Source organism: Pseudomonas sp. S2_B07 (assembly GCF_054668435.1).
On the sequence record NZ_CP162769.1, the window covers coordinates 1,725,460 to 1,741,117 of the forward strand.

15 protein-coding genes are annotated in these 15,658 nt (G+C 59.2%); 10 read left to right on the forward strand and 5 right to left on the reverse strand.

The window, feature by feature from the left end; genetic code table 11:
- The first annotated feature begins 19 nt into the window (after positions 1-19).
- Positions 20-196: a hypothetical protein gene (locus AB4N43_RS07990; protein ID WP_172825912.1), complete on the forward strand. Its 177-nt coding sequence runs from the start codon at positions 20-22 to the stop codon at positions 194-196.
- Positions 197-273: 77 nt separating this feature from the next.
- The gene (locus tag AB4N43_RS07995) at positions 274-2,433 is read left to right on the forward strand and encodes a mechanosensitive ion channel family protein (RefSeq protein ID WP_194939811.1); all 2,160 of its coding nucleotides are present in this window, start codon (positions 274-276) and stop codon (positions 2,431-2,433) included.
- Positions 2,434-2,552: 119 nt separating this feature from the next.
- Here AB4N43_RS07995 and AB4N43_RS08000 read toward each other — a convergent pair whose 3' ends face one another.
- Complete coding sequence (locus AB4N43_RS08000) at positions 2,553-3,266, reverse strand: UTRA domain-containing protein (protein WP_027922478.1); 714 nt, start codon at positions 3,264-3,266, stop codon at positions 2,553-2,555.
- A gap of 361 nt (positions 3,267-3,627) precedes the next feature.
- Here AB4N43_RS08000 and AB4N43_RS08005 point away from each other — a divergent pair, with 361 nt between their 5' ends.
- From AB4N43_RS08005 to AB4N43_RS08030, 6 genes are all read left to right on the forward strand, one after another.
- The gene (locus AB4N43_RS08005; RefSeq protein WP_027922477.1) at positions 3,628-4,692 is read left to right on the forward strand and encodes an ABC transporter substrate-binding protein; all 1,065 of its coding nucleotides are present in this window, start codon (positions 3,628-3,630) and stop codon (positions 4,690-4,692) included.
- 182 nt (positions 4,693-4,874) lie between these two features.
- Positions 4,875-5,681: an alkaline phosphatase family protein gene (locus tag AB4N43_RS08010; RefSeq protein ID WP_027922476.1), complete on the forward strand. Its 807-nt coding sequence runs from the start codon at positions 4,875-4,877 to the stop codon at positions 5,679-5,681.
- Entirely contained in the window at positions 5,678-6,523 is an 846-nt protein-coding gene (locus AB4N43_RS08015; RefSeq protein ID WP_027922475.1) for an ABC transporter permease, read from the forward strand. The genes AB4N43_RS08010 and AB4N43_RS08015 overlap by 4 nt, the downstream gene beginning before the upstream one ends.
- Positions 6,510-7,310 (forward strand): ABC transporter permease, encoded by an 801-nt coding sequence (locus tag AB4N43_RS08020; protein WP_027922474.1) that lies wholly within the window; start codon positions 6,510-6,512, stop codon positions 7,308-7,310. The genes AB4N43_RS08015 and AB4N43_RS08020 overlap by 14 nt, the downstream gene beginning before the upstream one ends.
- Positions 7,307-8,296 carry an ABC transporter ATP-binding protein gene (locus tag AB4N43_RS08025; RefSeq protein ID WP_027922473.1) on the forward strand — a complete coding sequence of 330 codons (990 nt, stop codon included), beginning with the start codon at positions 7,307-7,309 and terminating at the stop codon, positions 8,294-8,296. The genes AB4N43_RS08020 and AB4N43_RS08025 overlap by 4 nt, the downstream gene beginning before the upstream one ends.
- A gap of 34 nt (positions 8,297-8,330) precedes the next feature.
- Positions 8,331-8,984 carry an HAD family hydrolase gene (locus AB4N43_RS08030; RefSeq protein WP_027922472.1) on the forward strand — a complete coding sequence of 218 codons (654 nt, stop codon included), beginning with the start codon at positions 8,331-8,333 and terminating at the stop codon, positions 8,982-8,984.
- A gap of 113 nt (positions 8,985-9,097) precedes the next feature.
- Here AB4N43_RS08030 and AB4N43_RS08035 read toward each other — a convergent pair whose 3' ends face one another.
- Positions 9,098-10,060: a zinc-binding dehydrogenase gene (locus AB4N43_RS08035; RefSeq protein WP_059181347.1), complete on the reverse strand. Its 963-nt coding sequence runs from the start codon at positions 10,058-10,060 to the stop codon at positions 9,098-9,100.
- A 139-nt stretch (positions 10,061-10,199) separates the two neighbouring features.
- Between AB4N43_RS08035 and AB4N43_RS08040 the strand changes: the two genes are divergently transcribed.
- Positions 10,200-12,281, forward strand: coding sequence for a carboxy terminal-processing peptidase (locus AB4N43_RS08040; RefSeq protein ID WP_172825913.1), 2,082 nt, complete (start codon positions 10,200-10,202; stop codon positions 12,279-12,281).
- A gap of 146 nt (positions 12,282-12,427) precedes the next feature.
- Positions 12,428-14,218, forward strand: coding sequence for a bifunctional diguanylate cyclase/phosphodiesterase (locus AB4N43_RS08045; protein WP_027922469.1), 1,791 nt, complete (start codon positions 12,428-12,430; stop codon positions 14,216-14,218).
- Between the two features lie 46 nt (positions 14,219-14,264).
- On the opposite strand, the gene AB4N43_RS08050 is transcribed toward AB4N43_RS08045, so the two are convergent.
- The 3 genes from AB4N43_RS08050 to AB4N43_RS08060 are packed head-to-tail and all read right to left on the reverse strand — an operon-like array spanning position 14,265 to position 15,382.
- Complete coding sequence (locus AB4N43_RS08050; protein WP_027922468.1) at positions 14,265-14,672, reverse strand: SEL1-like repeat protein; 408 nt, start codon at positions 14,670-14,672, stop codon at positions 14,265-14,267.
- Positions 14,673-15,044, reverse strand: a complete 372-nt coding sequence (locus AB4N43_RS08055) for a hypothetical protein (RefSeq protein ID WP_007898892.1) — start codon at positions 15,042-15,044, stop codon at positions 14,673-14,675.
- The gene (locus tag AB4N43_RS08060; protein WP_027922467.1) at positions 15,041-15,382 is read right to left on the reverse strand and encodes a helix-turn-helix domain-containing protein; all 342 of its coding nucleotides are present in this window, start codon (positions 15,380-15,382) and stop codon (positions 15,041-15,043) included. The genes AB4N43_RS08055 and AB4N43_RS08060 overlap by 4 nt, the downstream gene beginning before the upstream one ends.
- Positions 15,383-15,658 lie beyond the last annotated feature (276 nt).

A 15,658-nucleotide genomic window follows, 5' to 3' on the forward strand; every position in this document is an offset into this window, starting at 1 on the left:
TTTAGACAAGGCAGTCTCCATGATCTCGATGTCTTCGTTTCACGCCATGCTGATCCCGATCCTCGTCGGGATGATCATGCTGGCCATCGGCTTCAACTTTCGCGACAAAAACGCCGGTGTATTCGCCATGTGGATTGGCATGCTGATCATTTTCGGCACCGTGGTTTTCAAGATCCTCGCCAAACTCAACGAATAAATCCGACCTCCGACTCGCATTGATTTAGACGGGCTCGTACACTCGGTCGATCCGCTCATCCCGAGGTTGACCGCCTAGTGCTCGCTCGTCTGTTCGCCCTGCCGTGTTTCTTCCTTGTCTGCCTCATGACGTTGCTGCCGATGGCGCCTGCCCAGGCAGTCGGTTTGCCAAGCTTGCTCAGCGGCTCGACGAAAGCCCAGCCAGAGGCGCAAGAACCGTTGGGGCAATCGCTGGACGAAGTGATCAAGTCGCTGGAAAACGACCAGCAGCGCAGCAAACTGCTGGCCGACCTGAAGAAGCTGCGCGACGCCACCAAAAAGGCTCAGCCGGCCGCCGAAGAAGGCGTGCTCGGCTTGATCGGCGGCACGCTGGCCTCGTTCGAAAAACAATTCTCCGGGGCCGACAGCCCGATCAATCGCTGGTCTGAAGAGTTTGGACTGGCGAGAGACGAACTGTCAGCCTTGATCATGCCGGCCAGCGAGTGGCTGCCGATCATCTTCGCGTTCGCCATGATCCTGATGGTCTGGAGCCTGCTGGCAGCGGCGCTGATTTGGGTCGGTCATCGGGTGCGCATGCGCTTTGGCCTGACCGAAGAACTTCCGCAACACCCCAAGGCCGTGGACATGTTGCGCTTCGCCCTGCGCAAGCTGGGGCCCTGGCTGATCGCCCTGGTGATCACGGTCTATATGAGCTACGCCCTGCCCTCGTCGCTGGGCAAAAGCCTGGCGATGGTGCTGGCTTACGCGCTGGTGGTCGGCACGTGCTTCTCGGCGATCTGCGTGATCGCGTTCTCCCTGCTCGATGGTCCGCATCGTCACCGCGCCTTGTATATCCTGCGCCACCAGGCGTTTCGGCCGTTGTGGCTGATCGGCAGTTTCGCCGCGTTTGGTGAAGCGCTGAGCGATCCGCGACTGGTCGCCGGGCTTGGCAGCCACCTGGCGCATACGGCGGCGACGGCGGCCAATGTGCTGGCGGCGATTTCTACCGGGTTGTTCATCCTGCGGTTCCGCCGGCCGATCGCACACTTGATCCGCAATCAGCCGTTGTCCCGGCGCCTGACCCGCCGCGCCCTCAGCGACACCATCGAAATTCTCGGCACCTATTGGTACCTCCCGGCACTGGTGCTGGTGGGCGTCTCGCTGTTCGCCACGTTCGTTTCGGCCGGCGACACCAGCACTGCCCTGCGACAGTCGCTGATCTGCACCGTGTTGCTGGTGTTGTGCATGGTCATCAACGGACTGGTCCGCCGTCACGCCCTTAAACCGCAACGCGGTGTGAAGCGCCATGCGCTGTACTCGGAACGCTTGAAAAACTTTTTCTACACCCTCGCTCACTTGCTGGTGTGGCTGGCGTTCATTGAGCTCGGTCTGCGCGTCTGGGGCATGTCGCTGATCACGTTCACCGAAGGTGAAGGCCATGAGGTCAGCGTCAAACTGTTCAGCCTTGCCGGCACGCTGATTTTCGCCTGGCTGATCTGGATCCTCAGCGACACCGCCGTGCACCACGCACTCACCCGCTCACGCAAAGGCCTGGCCAATGCCCGTGCGCAGACGATGATGCCGCTGATCCGCAACGTGCTGTTCGTGGCGATTTTCATTGTCGCGCTGATCGTCGCGCTGGCGAACATGGGCATGAACGTCACGCCACTGCTGGCCGGTGCGGGTGTAATCGGTCTGGCCATCGGTTTCGGTGCGCAGTCATTGGTCGCGGACTTGATCACCGGTTTGTTCATCATCATCGAAGACTCCCTGGCCATCGACGACTACGTGGACGTCGGCGGCCACCTGGGCACCGTCGAAGGGTTGACCATCCGCACCGTGCGCCTGCGGGACATCGACGGCATCGTCCACACTATTCCGTTCAGCGAAATCAAAAGCATCAAGAACTACTCCCGGGAATTCGGCTACGCGATCTTCCGGGTGGCGGTGCCGTCCGACATGGACATTGATAGCGCGATCAAACTGATGCGCGAAGTCGGTCAGAAGATGCGCACCGACCCGCTGCAACGGCGCAATATCTGGTCGCCGCTGGAGTTCCAGGGGGTCGAGAGTTTCGAGTCGGGTAATGCGATCCTGCGCGCGCGGTTCAAGACTGCACCGATCAAGCAGTGGGAGGTTTCGCGGGCGTTCAACCTGTCGCTGAAGCGGCATCTGGATGAGGCGGGGCTGGATCTGGCGATGCCACGCATGAGTGTTCAGGTGGCTACGGCGGCGGGTGACGCGCAGAAGGAAAAATAGCCCCGAGAGAATGGGGGTTTGTAAGGCCGCCATCGCGGGCAAGCCCGCTCCCACAAGGAAGTCATTGAACTCTGTGGGATCGGGCTTGCCCGCGATAGGATCGAAGCGGTTTCAGCGAGCTAAACCACATCCACCCCGACATGAATCGCATCATGCCGCCAAAACTCCAGGTCACAATCGATCAGCCGTTCATGCTGATCATAATTGACCCGCGCAATCCGCAACCCCGGGCTACCCACCGACACCCGCAGCGCCGCTGCCGCATCCACCGACAGCGACGTCGGCACAATTTCGAACCGCACCCGCCCGTAATGCAAATCGTAATGCCGTGCATACAACTCGGTAATCGACTGATTCAAATCAAACTCGAGAATCCCCGGAAAATACTGCGGATTCAAATAGTGCTCCACGTACAACACCAGCCGCTCATCAATGCGCCGCGCGCGGCAGATCTGGATCACGCTCGACAGCGCCGGCAATTGCAACCACGCGCACACCGCCGCCGAGGCGGGTTGCAACCGCGCTGAAATCACCTCGGTCGACGGCACCCGCCCCTGCGCGCTGACCATCGCGTGAAAATGGCTGCGCTGCATCAGGTTGTAAGCCAGGCGCGGTGGCGAAACGAACCAGCCGCGGCGCTCTTCGCGATAAATCTGCCCTTGCGCCTCCAACTGTAACAACGCCTCGCGCACGGTAATCCGTGTGGTCCCGAACAACTCACTGAGCTTGCGCTCGGCCGGTAGCTTGCTGCCGGGCGCCAACAGGCCGTGGTCGAGCTGTTCCTGCAGGACCTGACCGATGGCTGTCACCGCTTTCGTTGCCTCATCACGCATCAACGTTACCTATCTGGACTAGACCAGCACTGTTTCGGGGCAGAACCGCGCTGAAAGCCGGCTCTTTTTTCATCCTGCAAGCGTAGGCAGTGCAGATGACTGATAGATGACAAAGCTACCCAACGGTCATCCGATCGTTCGCCTCAAACCCTGCAATACATCGGCCAAGTCCCTTGTGTGCCGGGCCTTTGCCCATGGTCTACGCTTACCGGGCACCTGCCAATACCGGACAAATAATTGTGCTGCCGGGCGACGACCGACATGAAAGTGTCATCGAGCCCGCCTAAATTGGCTCAGGTATTGCTGACCTAGACCAACACAACCGCAATCGCAGCGTTGAAAACGCCCAAAGGAGCTTCGGATGAAAAAGCTTTTCCTGGCATCACTGTTAGGCTCGACCATCGCCATGTGCACCGCCGCCATGGCGGCTGATGATTTGAAAACCCTCGAAGCCGCTGCGAAAGCGGAAGGCGCAGTCAACAGCGTCGGCATGCCCGATGACTGGGCCAACTGGAAAGGCACCTGGGAAGACCTGGCTAAAACCTACGGCCTCAAGCACATCGACACCGACATGAGCTCGGCCCAGGAAATCGCCAAATTCGCCGCTGAAAAAGACAACGCCAGCGCTGACATCGGCGACGTCGGCGCAGCCTTCGGCCCGATCGCGGTCAAGCAAGGCGTGGTGCAACCGTACAAGCCGACGACCTGGGCGCAGGTGCCAGACTGGGCTAAAGACAAGGACGGCAACTGGGCTTTGGCCTACACCGGTACCATCGCGTTTATCGTCAACAAAAAGCTGCTGCACGGTTCGGAAGCACCCACCAAGTGGGCAGACCTCAAGACCGGTAAATACAAGGTGTCCATCGGTGACGTGAGCACCGCGGCCCAGGCGGCCAACGGCGTACTGGCGGCGGCCCTGGCCAATGGCGGCGACGAGAAAAACCTGCAACCGGCCCTGCTGCTGTTCGCAGACATCGCCAAACAGGGTCGCCTGTCCATGGCCAACCCGACGATTGCCACCATGGAAAAGGGTGAAATCGAAGTCGGCGTGGTCTGGGACTTCAACGGTCTGAGCTACAAAGCGAAGATGGCCAATCCGGATGACTACGTCGTGCTGATTCCATCCGATGGTTCGGTGATCTCCGGCTACACCACCATCATCAACAAGTACGCGAAAAACCCGAACGCCGCCAAGCTGACCCGCGAATACATCTTCAGCGACGCCGGCCAGATCAACCTGGCAAAAGGCAACGCGCGCCCGATCCGTGCAGAGCACATCAAACTGCCAGAAGACGTGAAGGCCAAGCTGCTGCCTAACGAGCAGTACAAAAAAGTCACGCCGATCAAAGACGCCGATGCATGGGAAAAGACCTCCAAAGCCCTTCCTCAGAAGTGGAACGAAGAAGTCATCGTCAACATGCAGTAACCCGGTAGATCCCTACATTGGATAACCCAACGGAAATCCAATGCAGGAGTGAGCCTGCTCGCGATAGCGGTTGAGCATTCAGCATCAATGTTGACTGGCCCACCGCTATCGCGAGCAGGCTCACTCCTACAAGGGGGAATGGGTTTGTATTTGAAATAACTGTTCGCGGAGTTTTTGCCCCTATGAAGCACAACGTCATCCTTGTCGTGCTCGACGGCCTCAATTACGAGGTCGCGCGCCACACCATGGGGCACCTGCAGGCCTACGTCGGCGCAGGACGCGCGGCACTCTACAAACTGGAGTGCGAACTGCCGTCCCTGTCCCGTCCCCTTTATGAATGCATTCTCACCGGCGTCCCGCCCATCGAGAGCGGCATCGTTCACAACAACGTCTCGCGTCTGTCCAATCAGCGCAGCATTTATCACTACGCCACGGACGCCGGTCTGAAAACCGCTGCGGCGGCGTATCACTGGGTCAGCGAGCTGTACAACCGCTCACCGTTCGTGGCGGCCCGGGATCGTCACACCGACGATGAAGCCTTGCCGATCCAGCACGGTCACTTCTACTGGAACGACCACTACCCGGATTCACACCTGTTCGCCGACGCCGAAAGCCTGCGCCTGCGGCATGCGCCGAATTTTCTGTTGATCCACCCGATGAACATCGACGACGCCGGGCACAAGCACGGTCTCGACACCCCGCAATACCGCAACAGTGCGCGCTCGGCCGATATCATCCTTGCCGATTACCTGCGCACCTGGCTCGACGCCGGTTATCAGGTGCTGGTGACTGCCGACCACGGCATGAACAACGACCGCTCCCACAACGGCTTGTTGTCGGAAGAACGCGAAGTGCCGTTGTTTGTCCTCGGTGACGCGTTCAGCTTCAACGCCAGTGCTGCGCCGAAACAGATTGAAATCTGCGGCACGGTCTGCGAACTGTTGGGCGTGGCCCACGACAAACCTGTGTGCCGGGAGCTGCTCAAGTGAATGCCAATACCCGTAGCAAGTGGCTGGCAGCCTTGTGCCTCGTACCGTTCGCCCTGTTCTTTATCGTGTTCGAAATCGCCCCGCTGGTCTGGGTGATGATCAACAGCCTGCAATCGGAAGAGTTCGGCTGGGGGTTGGCCAACTTCACCAAAATCTTCAATTCGAAGTTCTACTTGCAGGCGATCCAGTACAGCCTCGAGATCAGTTTCTGGTCCAGTGTATTCGGGATCATTATTGCGGTGCTCGGCGCCTACTCCTTGCGCCGGGTCGACTCGAAACTGCGCAACTTCGTCAACGCCTTCGCCAACATGACCAGCAACTTTGCCGGCGTGCCCCTGGCCTTCGCCTTCATCATCCTGCTGGGCTTCAACGGCAGCTTCACCATCATGCTCAAGCAGGCCGGGATCATTCAGGATTTCAACCTGTACTCGAAGACCGGGCTGATCATTCTCTATACGTACTTCCAGATTCCACTTGGCGTGTTGCTGCTCTACCCCGCCTTCGACGCCCTGCGCGAAGACTGGCGCGAGTCTGCCGAGCTGCTCGGTGCCAACGGCTGGCAGTTCTGGCGGCACATCGGTTTGCCGGTGCTGACACCGGCGCTGCTCGGTACGTTCGTGATCCTGCTGGCCAACGCCCTTGGCGCCTACGCGACGGTGTATGCGTTGACCACCGGCAACTTCAACGTGCTGCCGATCCGCATCGCGGCGATGGTGTCCGGTGATATTTCCCTCGACCCGAACCTCGCCAGTGCCCTGGCCGTGGTGCTGGTGGCGTTGATGACCCTGGTGACCATCGTGCATCAGTTGCTGTTGAAGAGGAGCTACCATGTCTCGCGCTGAACTGGGCCCCGCCGGTGTCTACCACCGCGTCGTGGTGTACCTGCTGTTTGCCATTCTGTTGTTGCCGCTGTTCGGGACGTTGATCTACTCGATTGCCAGCAGTTGGTCGGCGACCATCCTGCCCAGCGGCTTTACCTTCAAGTGGTACATCCAGCTGTGGAGCGATCCGCGCTTTCTCAACGCGTTTGGCCAGTCACTGCTGGTCTGCGTCGGCGCATTGATTTTGTCGGTGGTGCTGATTCTGCCGCTGCTGTTCGTGGTGCATTACCACTTCCCGAAACTCGATGCGCTGATGAATATCCTGATCTTGCTGCCCTTTGCGGTGCCGCCGGTGGTGTCGTCGGTGGGGCTGTTGCAGCTCTACGGTTCCGGGCCGTTCGCGATGGTCGGCACGCCGTGGATTCTGATTGGTTGCTACTTCACCATTGCGCTGCCGTTCATGTACCGGGCAATCACCAACAACCTGCAAGCGATCAACCTGCGCGACCTGATGGACGCCGCCCAACTGCTCGGCGCCAGCACCTTTCAAGCGGCGTTCCTGGTGGTGCTACCGAACCTGCGCAAGGGCTTGATGGTGGCGCTGCTGCTGTCGTTCTCGTTCCTGTTCGGGGAGTTCGTGTTCGCCAACATCCTCGTCGGCACCCGCTACGAAACCCTGCAGGTCTACCTCAACAACATGCGTAACAGCAGCGGCCACTTCACCAGTGCGCTGGTGATTTCCTATTTCTTCTTTGTGCTGGTTCTGACCTGGGCGGCCAATATCTTGAACAAGGACAAAAGCGAATGAGCTATGTCAGCGTCCAACATCTGCAAAAAAATTACGCGGGTACAACAGTATTCAGCGACATCAACTGCGAGATCCAGAAGGGCGAATTCGTCACCCTGCTCGGTCCGTCCGGTTGCGGTAAATCCACGCTGCTGCGCTGCATTGCCGGCCTGACCTCGGTCGATGGCGGCAAGATCCTGCTGGAGGGTGTCGACCTGGTGCCAATGAGCCCGCAAAAGCGCGGCATCGGCATGGTGTTCCAGAGCTACGCACTGTTCCCCAACATGACCGTGGAGCAGAACATCGCCTTCGGATTGCGCATGCAAAAGGTCAACGCCGACGACAGTCACAAACGTGTCGCCGAAGTGTTGAAACTGGTGGAGCTGAACGACTTCGCCTCCCGTTATCCGCATCAACTCTCTGGCGGCCAATGCCAGCGTGTAGCCCTCGCCCGTTCACTGGTCACCCGGCCACGGCTATTATTGCTGGACGAACCGCTGTCGGCCCTGGACGCGCGGATTCGCAAGCACTTGCGCGAACAGATCCGTGCGATCCAGCGTGAACTGGGCCTGACCACAATCTTCGTCACACACGATCAGGAAGAAGCGCTGACCATGTCTGACCGAATTTTCCTGATGAATCAGGGAAAAATCGTACAGAGTGGCGACGCCGAAACCCTGTATACCGCGCCAGTCGACGTGTTTGCCGCCGGTTTTATCGGCAACTACAACCTGCTGGACGCCGACAGCGCTTCGAAGCTGCTGCAACGGCCGATCAGCCACCGCATCGCGATTCGCCCGGAAGCCATCGAGCTGAGCCTCAACGGCCAACTCGACGCGCAAATCCGCAGTCACAGCCTGCTGGGTAATGTGATTCGCTACCGGGTCGAAGCCCGCGGCGTGGAATTGGTGGTGGATGTGCTCAACCGCTCGGCGGCCGACCTGCACCCCGATGGTCAGCGTCTGGCGCTTTCCATCGATCCGACGGCCCTCTGTGAGGTAGCCTGATGCCTTTGCTGATGTTGAAGAGAGAACTGCACTGATGGCCCTGGCAATTTTTGATCTGGACGAAACCCTGATCCACGGCGACTGCGCCACCCTCTGGAGCGAGCAAATGGGCCGCCTGGGCTGGGTCGACCCTGAGTCGTTCATGCGTCAGAACAACGAACTGATGGACGCCTACAGTCACGGCAAGCTGCGGATGGAGGAGTACATGACCTTCAGCCTGGAGCCGATGATCGGGCGCACACCGGAAGAGATCGAGCATTTGGTCGGGCCCTGGGTGGAAGACTTCATCGAGCCGATCATCTTCAGTGACGCCACCAAAGCCATCGCCGCCCATCGCAAGGCCGGAGACAGGATTCTGGTGATCTCGGCCTCGGGCACTCACCTGGTCAAGCCGATTGCCGACCGTCTGGGCATCGACGAGATTCTCGGCATCGAACTGGAAGTGATGCACGGCGTTTATAGCGGTCAGACCGTCGGCACCCTGACCTACCGCGAAGGCAAGATTGCCCGGTTGCTGGAATGGCTGGATGCGGAAGAGGAAAACCTCGAAGGCGCGAGTTTTTATTCCGACTCACGCAATGATCTGCCGTTGTTGCTGAAGGTGGATTTCCCACACGTGGTGAACCCGGATCCGGTGCTGCTTGAGCACGCCGAAACGGCCGGCTGGCCGATCCATCTCTGGAAGTAACGCATTGCGCCTGTAGGCGCATGGCTTGCCCGCGATGAACGATGACGCGGTCTGACTGATACACCGCGTCGCCTGAATCGCGGGCAAGCCACGCTCCCACAGGTTTTGTGTTGTCAGATCAGGCTTTCGTCAATCACCAACACCAGTTTCCCCGCCACGGTATTGCTCGCCAACTCGGCAAACGCCGCTTCGGCATCCTTGATCGGGAACGTCCTGGCCAACTGCGGGCTCAGTCGCCCCTCGGCAAACAGCGGCCAGACGTGCTGGCTCAAATCACTGAACAAATCCGCCTTGAACTGATCGTCGCGGCTGCGCAAGGTCGAACCCAATAGCTGCACGCGCTTGGCCAGCACCTGCGCCAGGTCCAGCTGTGCCTCACGGCCGCCCATCAGGCCGATCAGCACCCAACGACCATCAGGGGCCAGCAACTTCAGATTCAACGCGGCGTACTGACCGCCCACCGGGTCGAGGATCACATCGAATGGCCCAAGGTCATTCAAACTGTCCAGATCGCCCTTTCGCACCACCCCACCCTGCGCGCCCAGAGCTTCACAGTAAGCCAATCGCTCGGTGGAACCGACGCTGACCCAGCACGGGTTGCCAAACGCCTTGCACAGCTGAATGGCAGCTGAACCAATTCCACTTGCTCCGGCGTGCAGAAGAACTTTCTCACCCGGTTTGAGCGCAGCGAGTTGAAACACATTCAGCCAGACGGTCGCATACACTTCCGGCAGCGCTGCCGCCTCGACCAGCGACAAACCTTCAGGAACCGGCAACACATGCCGTCCGTCGACAACTACCTCTTCGGCCATCCCGCCCCCGGCCAGCAAGGCGCAAACTCGATCACCGACCTGCCAGGAAGACCCCGCGCCTACCTCGCTGATCACCCCTGAACACTCAAGACCCAGTACGTGACTGGCTCCCGGCGGTGGCGGATAGAGGCCCGCTTTCTGTAATAAATCGGCGCGATTGAGCCCCGCTGCCGCCACTCGGATACGAACTTGTCCTACATCACATGTAGGACTGGGCTCTTCAAGCCACTCCACTTGACCTTCAACGCCTTGCAATGCTTTCACAGTGCCTCCATAGTGAGTCTGGACTGAGCCCGTAGCTGTAGCGCCGGGCTTTCTTGCATTATGCGACCGGCCCTCGTGGATCCGGCGACTTCAAAGACGGCCTAATATGCGTGATCAATTGTCCCCGCGTCGAATCAGCATGAAGCATTTTTTCCCTGGCACCGCCCTAGCCCTTTTCATCGGTATCGGTCTGTTACCGATATCGACCAATACGTTTGCAGCCAATAGCTGGGACAAGCTTCAGCCTGATCGTGACGAAGTAATCGCCAGTCTGAACGTCGTCGAATTGCTCAAGCGCCACCACTACAGCAAGCCGCCGCTCGATGACGCGCGCTCCGTGATCATCTACGACAGCTACCTCAAGCTGCTGGACCCGTCGCGCAGCTACTTCATGGCCAGCGACATTGCGGAATTCGACAAGTGGAAAACCCAGTTTGACGACTTCCTCAAAAGCGGCGACCTGAACGCCGGGTTCACCATCTACAAGCGCTACCTGGACCGCGTCAAGGCGCGTCTGGACTTCGCCCTTGCCGAGCTGAACAAAGGCGTCGACAAGATCGACTTCACCACCAAGGAAACCTTGCTGATCGATCGCAAGGACGCCCCTTGGCTCAAGTCCACCGCTGAACTCGACGACCTGTGGCGCAAACGCGTCAAGGACGAAGTGCTGCGGCAGAAGATCGCGGGCAAGGATTCCAAGCAGATCCAGGAAACCCTGACCAAGCGCTACAAGAACCAGTTGGCGCGCCTGGACCAGACCCGTGCGGAAGATATCTTCCAGGCGTACATCAACACCTTCGCCATGTCCTACGACCCGCATACCAACTATCTGTCGCCAGATAACGCGGAAAACTTCGACATCAACATGAGCCTGTCCCTGGAGGGCATCGGCGCCGTGTTGCAGAGCGATAACGACCAGGTGAAAGTCGTGCGTCTGGTGCCGGCAGGCCCGGCCGACAAGACCAAGCAGGTTGCACCGGCCGACAAGATCATCGGCGTTGCCCAAGGCAACAAAGAGATGGTCGACGTGGTCGGCTGGCGCCTGGACGAAGTGGTCAAGCTGATCCGCGGTCCGAAAGGCACCGTGGTGCGTCTGGAAGTGATTCCGGCCAGCAATGCGCCAAACGACCAGACCACCAAGATCGTGCCGATTACCCGCGAAGCGGTGAAGCTTGAAGATCAGGCCGTGAAGAAGTCGGTCCTCAACCTGAAACAGGATGGCAAGGACTACAAGCTCGGCGTCATCGAGATCCCGGCCTTCTACCTCGACTTCAAGGCATTCCGTGCCGGCGATCCGGACTACAAGAGCACCACGCGTGACGTCAAGAAACTGCTGACCGAGTTGCAGAAAGACAAGGTCGACGGCGTGGTCATCGACCTGCGCAACAACGGCGGCGGCTCCTTGCAGGAAGCCACCGAGCTGACCAGTCTGTTCATCGACAAGGGCCCTACCGTTCTCGTGCGTAACGCTGATGGCCGGGTTGATGTGCTGGAAGATGAGAACCCAGGCGCGTTCTACAAAGGCCCGATGGCGTTGCTGGTCAACCGCCTGTCCGCCTCGGCTTCGGAGATTTTTGCCGGCGCCATGCAGGACTACCACCGTGCGCTGATCATCGGCGGCCAGACCTTCGGTAAAGGCACCGTGCAGACCATTCAGCCGCTGAACCACGGCGAACTGAAACTGACCCTGGCCAAGTTCTACCGGGTTTCCGGCCAGAGCACCCAGCATCAGGGCGTGCTGCCGGACATCGATTACCCGTCGATCATCGACACCAAGGAAATCGGCGAAAGCGCCCTGCCTGAAGCCATGCCATGGGACACCATCCATGCGGCCATCAAGCCTGCGGTAGATCCGTTCAAACCGTACCTGGCGCAGCTCAAGTCAGAGCACGATACGCGCTCGTCCAAGGATGCGGAGTTCGTGTTCATCCGCGACAAGCTGGCCCTGGCGCAGAAACTGATGGAAGAAAAAACCGTCAGCCTCAATGAAGCCGACCGTCGGGCGCAGCACACCGATATCGAAGCCAAGCAGCTGGTGATGGAAAACATCCGTCGCAAAGCCAAAGGCGAAGAACCGCTCAAAGAGCTGAAGAAAGAAGACGAAGACGCCCTTGCGGCCGAACCGGACAAGACCAAGCCAGAAGACGACGCTTACCTGAGCGAGACCGGTCGGATTCTGCTGGACTACCTGAAACTCAACACCGCGGTTGCCAAGCACTAAGTGGTGACACGCAACATGATGGCAATTTAATGCTGACGCTCCCCGGAGCGTCATCAAACAGTCATCATTCTGTCGTGAAATAAAGGACTGGGAGCGCCTCTGACAAGAGGCTGCTCCCAGTCCTTTTTTATCGCCCCGAGATTGCCATGACCACGACAGAACAGCTGAGTGCCTTGAGTTCCATTCTGGCTCAAAGCGGCTTGCACAGCCTGTTCCAGCCGATCATTTCCCTCTCCGAGCGACGCATTGTCGGCTATGAAGCCCTCACCCGCGGCCCGTCCAACAGTCCGCTGCACTCCCCTATCGCATTGTTCTCCGTGGCCCGCCAGGCCGGTCGCTTGAGCGAGCTGGAAATTGCTTGCCGCGAAAGCGCTTGCCGACGTTTCAACGAACAGCAACTGCCGGGCAAACTGTTCCTCAATGTCTCCCCGGAATCCCTGCTTGAAGCGGCCCATCAACCCGGCCGCACCCTGCAACTGCTGCAGGATTTCGGCATTCCGCCGAGCCAGGTAGTGATCGAACTCACCGAACAAACCCCGACCGATGACTTCCAGTTGCTGCAAAACGCGCTGCATCACTATCGGGCGATGGGATTTTCCATTGCGCTGGATGATCTGGGGGCGGGATATTCCAGCTTGCGGTTGTGGTCGGAGCTGCGCCCGGATTACGTGAAGATTGATCGTCACTTCATCGACGGTATTCACCAGGACGCACTCAAGCGAGAGTTTGTCGGTTCAATCCTGCAGATTGCCAAAGCCTCACGAGCTCAAGTGATTGCCGAAGGCATTGAATTGCAGGAAGAGCTCGCGGTGCTGACCGAGATGGGCGTTGATCTGGTCCAGGGCTATCTGCTGTGCCGTCCTCAGGAACATCCGCCCCGGGATGCTCGCGCCCTGATGCCCAAACACGACAGCACCGCCGTTGCGCTGAATGACGAAGGCAGCGACCTCTGCCCCCTGCTCAACGACCAACCTGCCGTTGCGCACGACACACCGACCGCCACCGTGCTCGAAGCGTTCCGCCGCCAGGCCAATCTGAACTCCCTGGCAGTGCTCGACAATCAAGGCCACCCCTGTGGCATCGTTCACCGGCATTCGCTGTCGGACGCGCTGCTGAAACCGTTTGCCACCGACCTGTTCGCCCGCAAACCGATCAGTCGCTTGATGAACGATGACTTTCTCGCCGTGGAAATGAGCCAGTCGCTGCAACAGGTCAGCCGCCTGATCACCAGCCGCGCGCGCCAACGCATTGAAGAAGACTTCATCATCACCCTCAATGGCAGCTATCTGGGACTGGGTCGGGTGATGGATGTCCTCAAGCTGATTACCGAGCTGAAAATCCAGCAGGCCCGCTACGCCAACCCGTTGACCCTGTTGCCCGGCAACGTACCGATCCAGCAATGCCTGACACGTTTGCTGCAACAGGAACGGGAGTCAGTGATCTGTTATGTCGACATCGACAGCTTCAAGCCCTTCAACGACATTTACGGCTACGGCCGAGGGGATGAAGTCCTGCTCTGCCTGGCGCAATGCCTGAATGATCGCGTCGACCCTTCCCGTGATTTCGTCGGCCATATCGGCGGTGACGACTTCCTGCTGGTGCTCGGCCCGGAAGACTGGCGTAAACGGTTGAACCAGTTGCTGGACGACTTCCAGAGCCAATGCCGACGCTTTTACCGCAGCGAACACCTGGAAGCCGGGTGCTTTATCGCGCCGAACCGTCAGGGGGTGCGACAGGAGTTTCCGTTGTTGTCATTGTCGATCGGCGTAGTGCATTTGCATCCACAGGCCTGTGGACAACTCGATGCGAGCCAGTTGGCGGAGATGGCATCGCAGGCTAAACACCATGCGAAGAATGTGCAGGGGTATAGCGTGCATGTGATTGATAGTCTGGCGGTGTCTGGGGCAGAGAATGCATTGCTGGAAGGGCAGCGCTGAATATTCTGGCTCGCGATAGCGTCCGCTCAGTCAACACAGGTTGGGGTTATTGCCCCTCACCCCGAGCCGCCAATTCTTTCAACTTGAGCTCTGCCAATGGATGCCCCGCCTTCACGGCCATGCCCCACCAGCGCGCAGCTTCAACCAGGTCCGGCGCCTTGCTCGGCGTTCCTGCCAGACAGATCACCCCAACCTGATACGCCGCCTTGCCATCCCCCGCCAACGCCGCCAGGCGCAGCAATCGCACGCCCTCCTCGCGAGCCCCAAGGCCGACGCCGCGAAAGGTCAGGATGTGGCCATAGAAGCTCTGGGCACCGACGTCACCCAAATTCGCCATGCGCGCGAACTGGCCTTCGAGCCAGCTCCAGCCGCGCGGTTGGCGCACGAACCATGACCAATGAAACAACCGGCGGGCCAGCCAGTAACCAGCCCGGGCCTTGAGTTTTAAAAACACTCAGGCCTCGGCCGATTCGGGGTATTCGTATTCGAACACACGCACCACTTCCGAAGCATGCCAGGACGCGGCGGCGACACCGTCAGATGGCCCGGAGAAACGCCCCAGACGCTCGACACATTCAAAGAAGCCGGTGCGCGGCAAACGACTGGCGCCCTGGCTGATCACCAGCGAGCTGCGCAACGGTTGCTCGGCCCTGGCATCCAGAGCAGCCAGATGTTCGAGCGCAGCGGTCAGGGTTTGCATGGCCGGCGTGGGCAATTGCAAACGCTCCAGCAACGCTCGATAGGTCAGAAGATGACGCTGACGACGCGCCTGATCCAGTTCACCCAGCAACCCGTCCCAATGTTGACGACTGATGCGTACGCTCACGATTCATCCCTCCACCCTGGCACCGTCAATTCCCAGGCCAGGCTGCGGCGAATCGCAGCGTCGGGCAGACGCTCGCCACTTTCGATCAAGGCCAGATAAGACGGGCTGATGCCTACCGTGCGGGCCAGCGCCTCGATGGCGATGCCCTTCCCTTCGCGCAAACTGCGTAGTTGATCCAGACCTGGAAGAATCTGGTCTGGTGTTGCCGTGCGATGCACTGGCGCGTCTGGCGCCGGTTTCTCGTTGATGCCTGCTGCTTTCAGTAGAGCCTGGTACTGAGCCCACGGTAAAACTGCATACTCGGGCTCGCCTTCGCGTGTGATTATCTGAATATCCATGACTTCCCCGTAGGACAACGACACTTTGCGAGTCGGCACTTTTCCCTAGAAGTGTAATCCTAACAGCGGCCAAGGTCGCGCGGGGGTATCAATAAATTGGATCCTCAGTCGCCCTTATGCCAATGAGTCAAGCCAAGACGCGATCGGTAGCAGTTGGCGAAGCCTGCGTTCGGCTGCGTAGCAGTCGTGAAATCAGGCGACGCGGTGTTTCAGAAAGACCATAAATACAGATATTACGACTGCTGCGCAGCCGAATGCAGGCTGCGCCAGCTGCTA

Coding starts and splice junctions, on each gene's coding strand:
- AB4N43_RS08040 (WP_172825913.1), top strand. CDS start 10,200: ATGAAGCATTTTTTCCCTGGCACCGCCCTAGCCCTTTTCATCGGTATC.
- AB4N43_RS08020 (WP_027922474.1), top strand. CDS start 6,510: ATGTCTCGCGCTGAACTGGGCCCCGCCGGTGTCTACCACCGCGTCGTG.
- AB4N43_RS08005 (WP_027922477.1), top strand. CDS start 3,628: ATGAAAAAGCTTTTCCTGGCATCACTGTTAGGCTCGACCATCGCCATG.
- AB4N43_RS08025 (WP_027922473.1), top strand. CDS start 7,307: ATGAGCTATGTCAGCGTCCAACATCTGCAAAAAAATTACGCGGGTACA.
- AB4N43_RS08060 (WP_027922467.1), bottom strand. CDS start 15,382: ATGGATATTCAGATAATCACACGCGAAGGCGAGCCCGAGTATGCAGTT.
- AB4N43_RS07990 (WP_172825912.1), top strand. CDS start 20: ATGATCTCGATGTCTTCGTTTCACGCCATGCTGATCCCGATCCTCGTC.
- AB4N43_RS08000 (WP_027922478.1), bottom strand. CDS start 3,266: ATGCGTGATGAGGCAACGAAAGCGGTGACAGCCATCGGTCAGGTCCTG.
- AB4N43_RS08030 (WP_027922472.1), top strand. CDS start 8,331: ATGGCCCTGGCAATTTTTGATCTGGACGAAACCCTGATCCACGGCGAC.
- AB4N43_RS08010 (WP_027922476.1), top strand. CDS start 4,875: ATGAAGCACAACGTCATCCTTGTCGTGCTCGACGGCCTCAATTACGAG.
- AB4N43_RS08045 (WP_027922469.1), top strand. CDS start 12,428: ATGACCACGACAGAACAGCTGAGTGCCTTGAGTTCCATTCTGGCTCAA.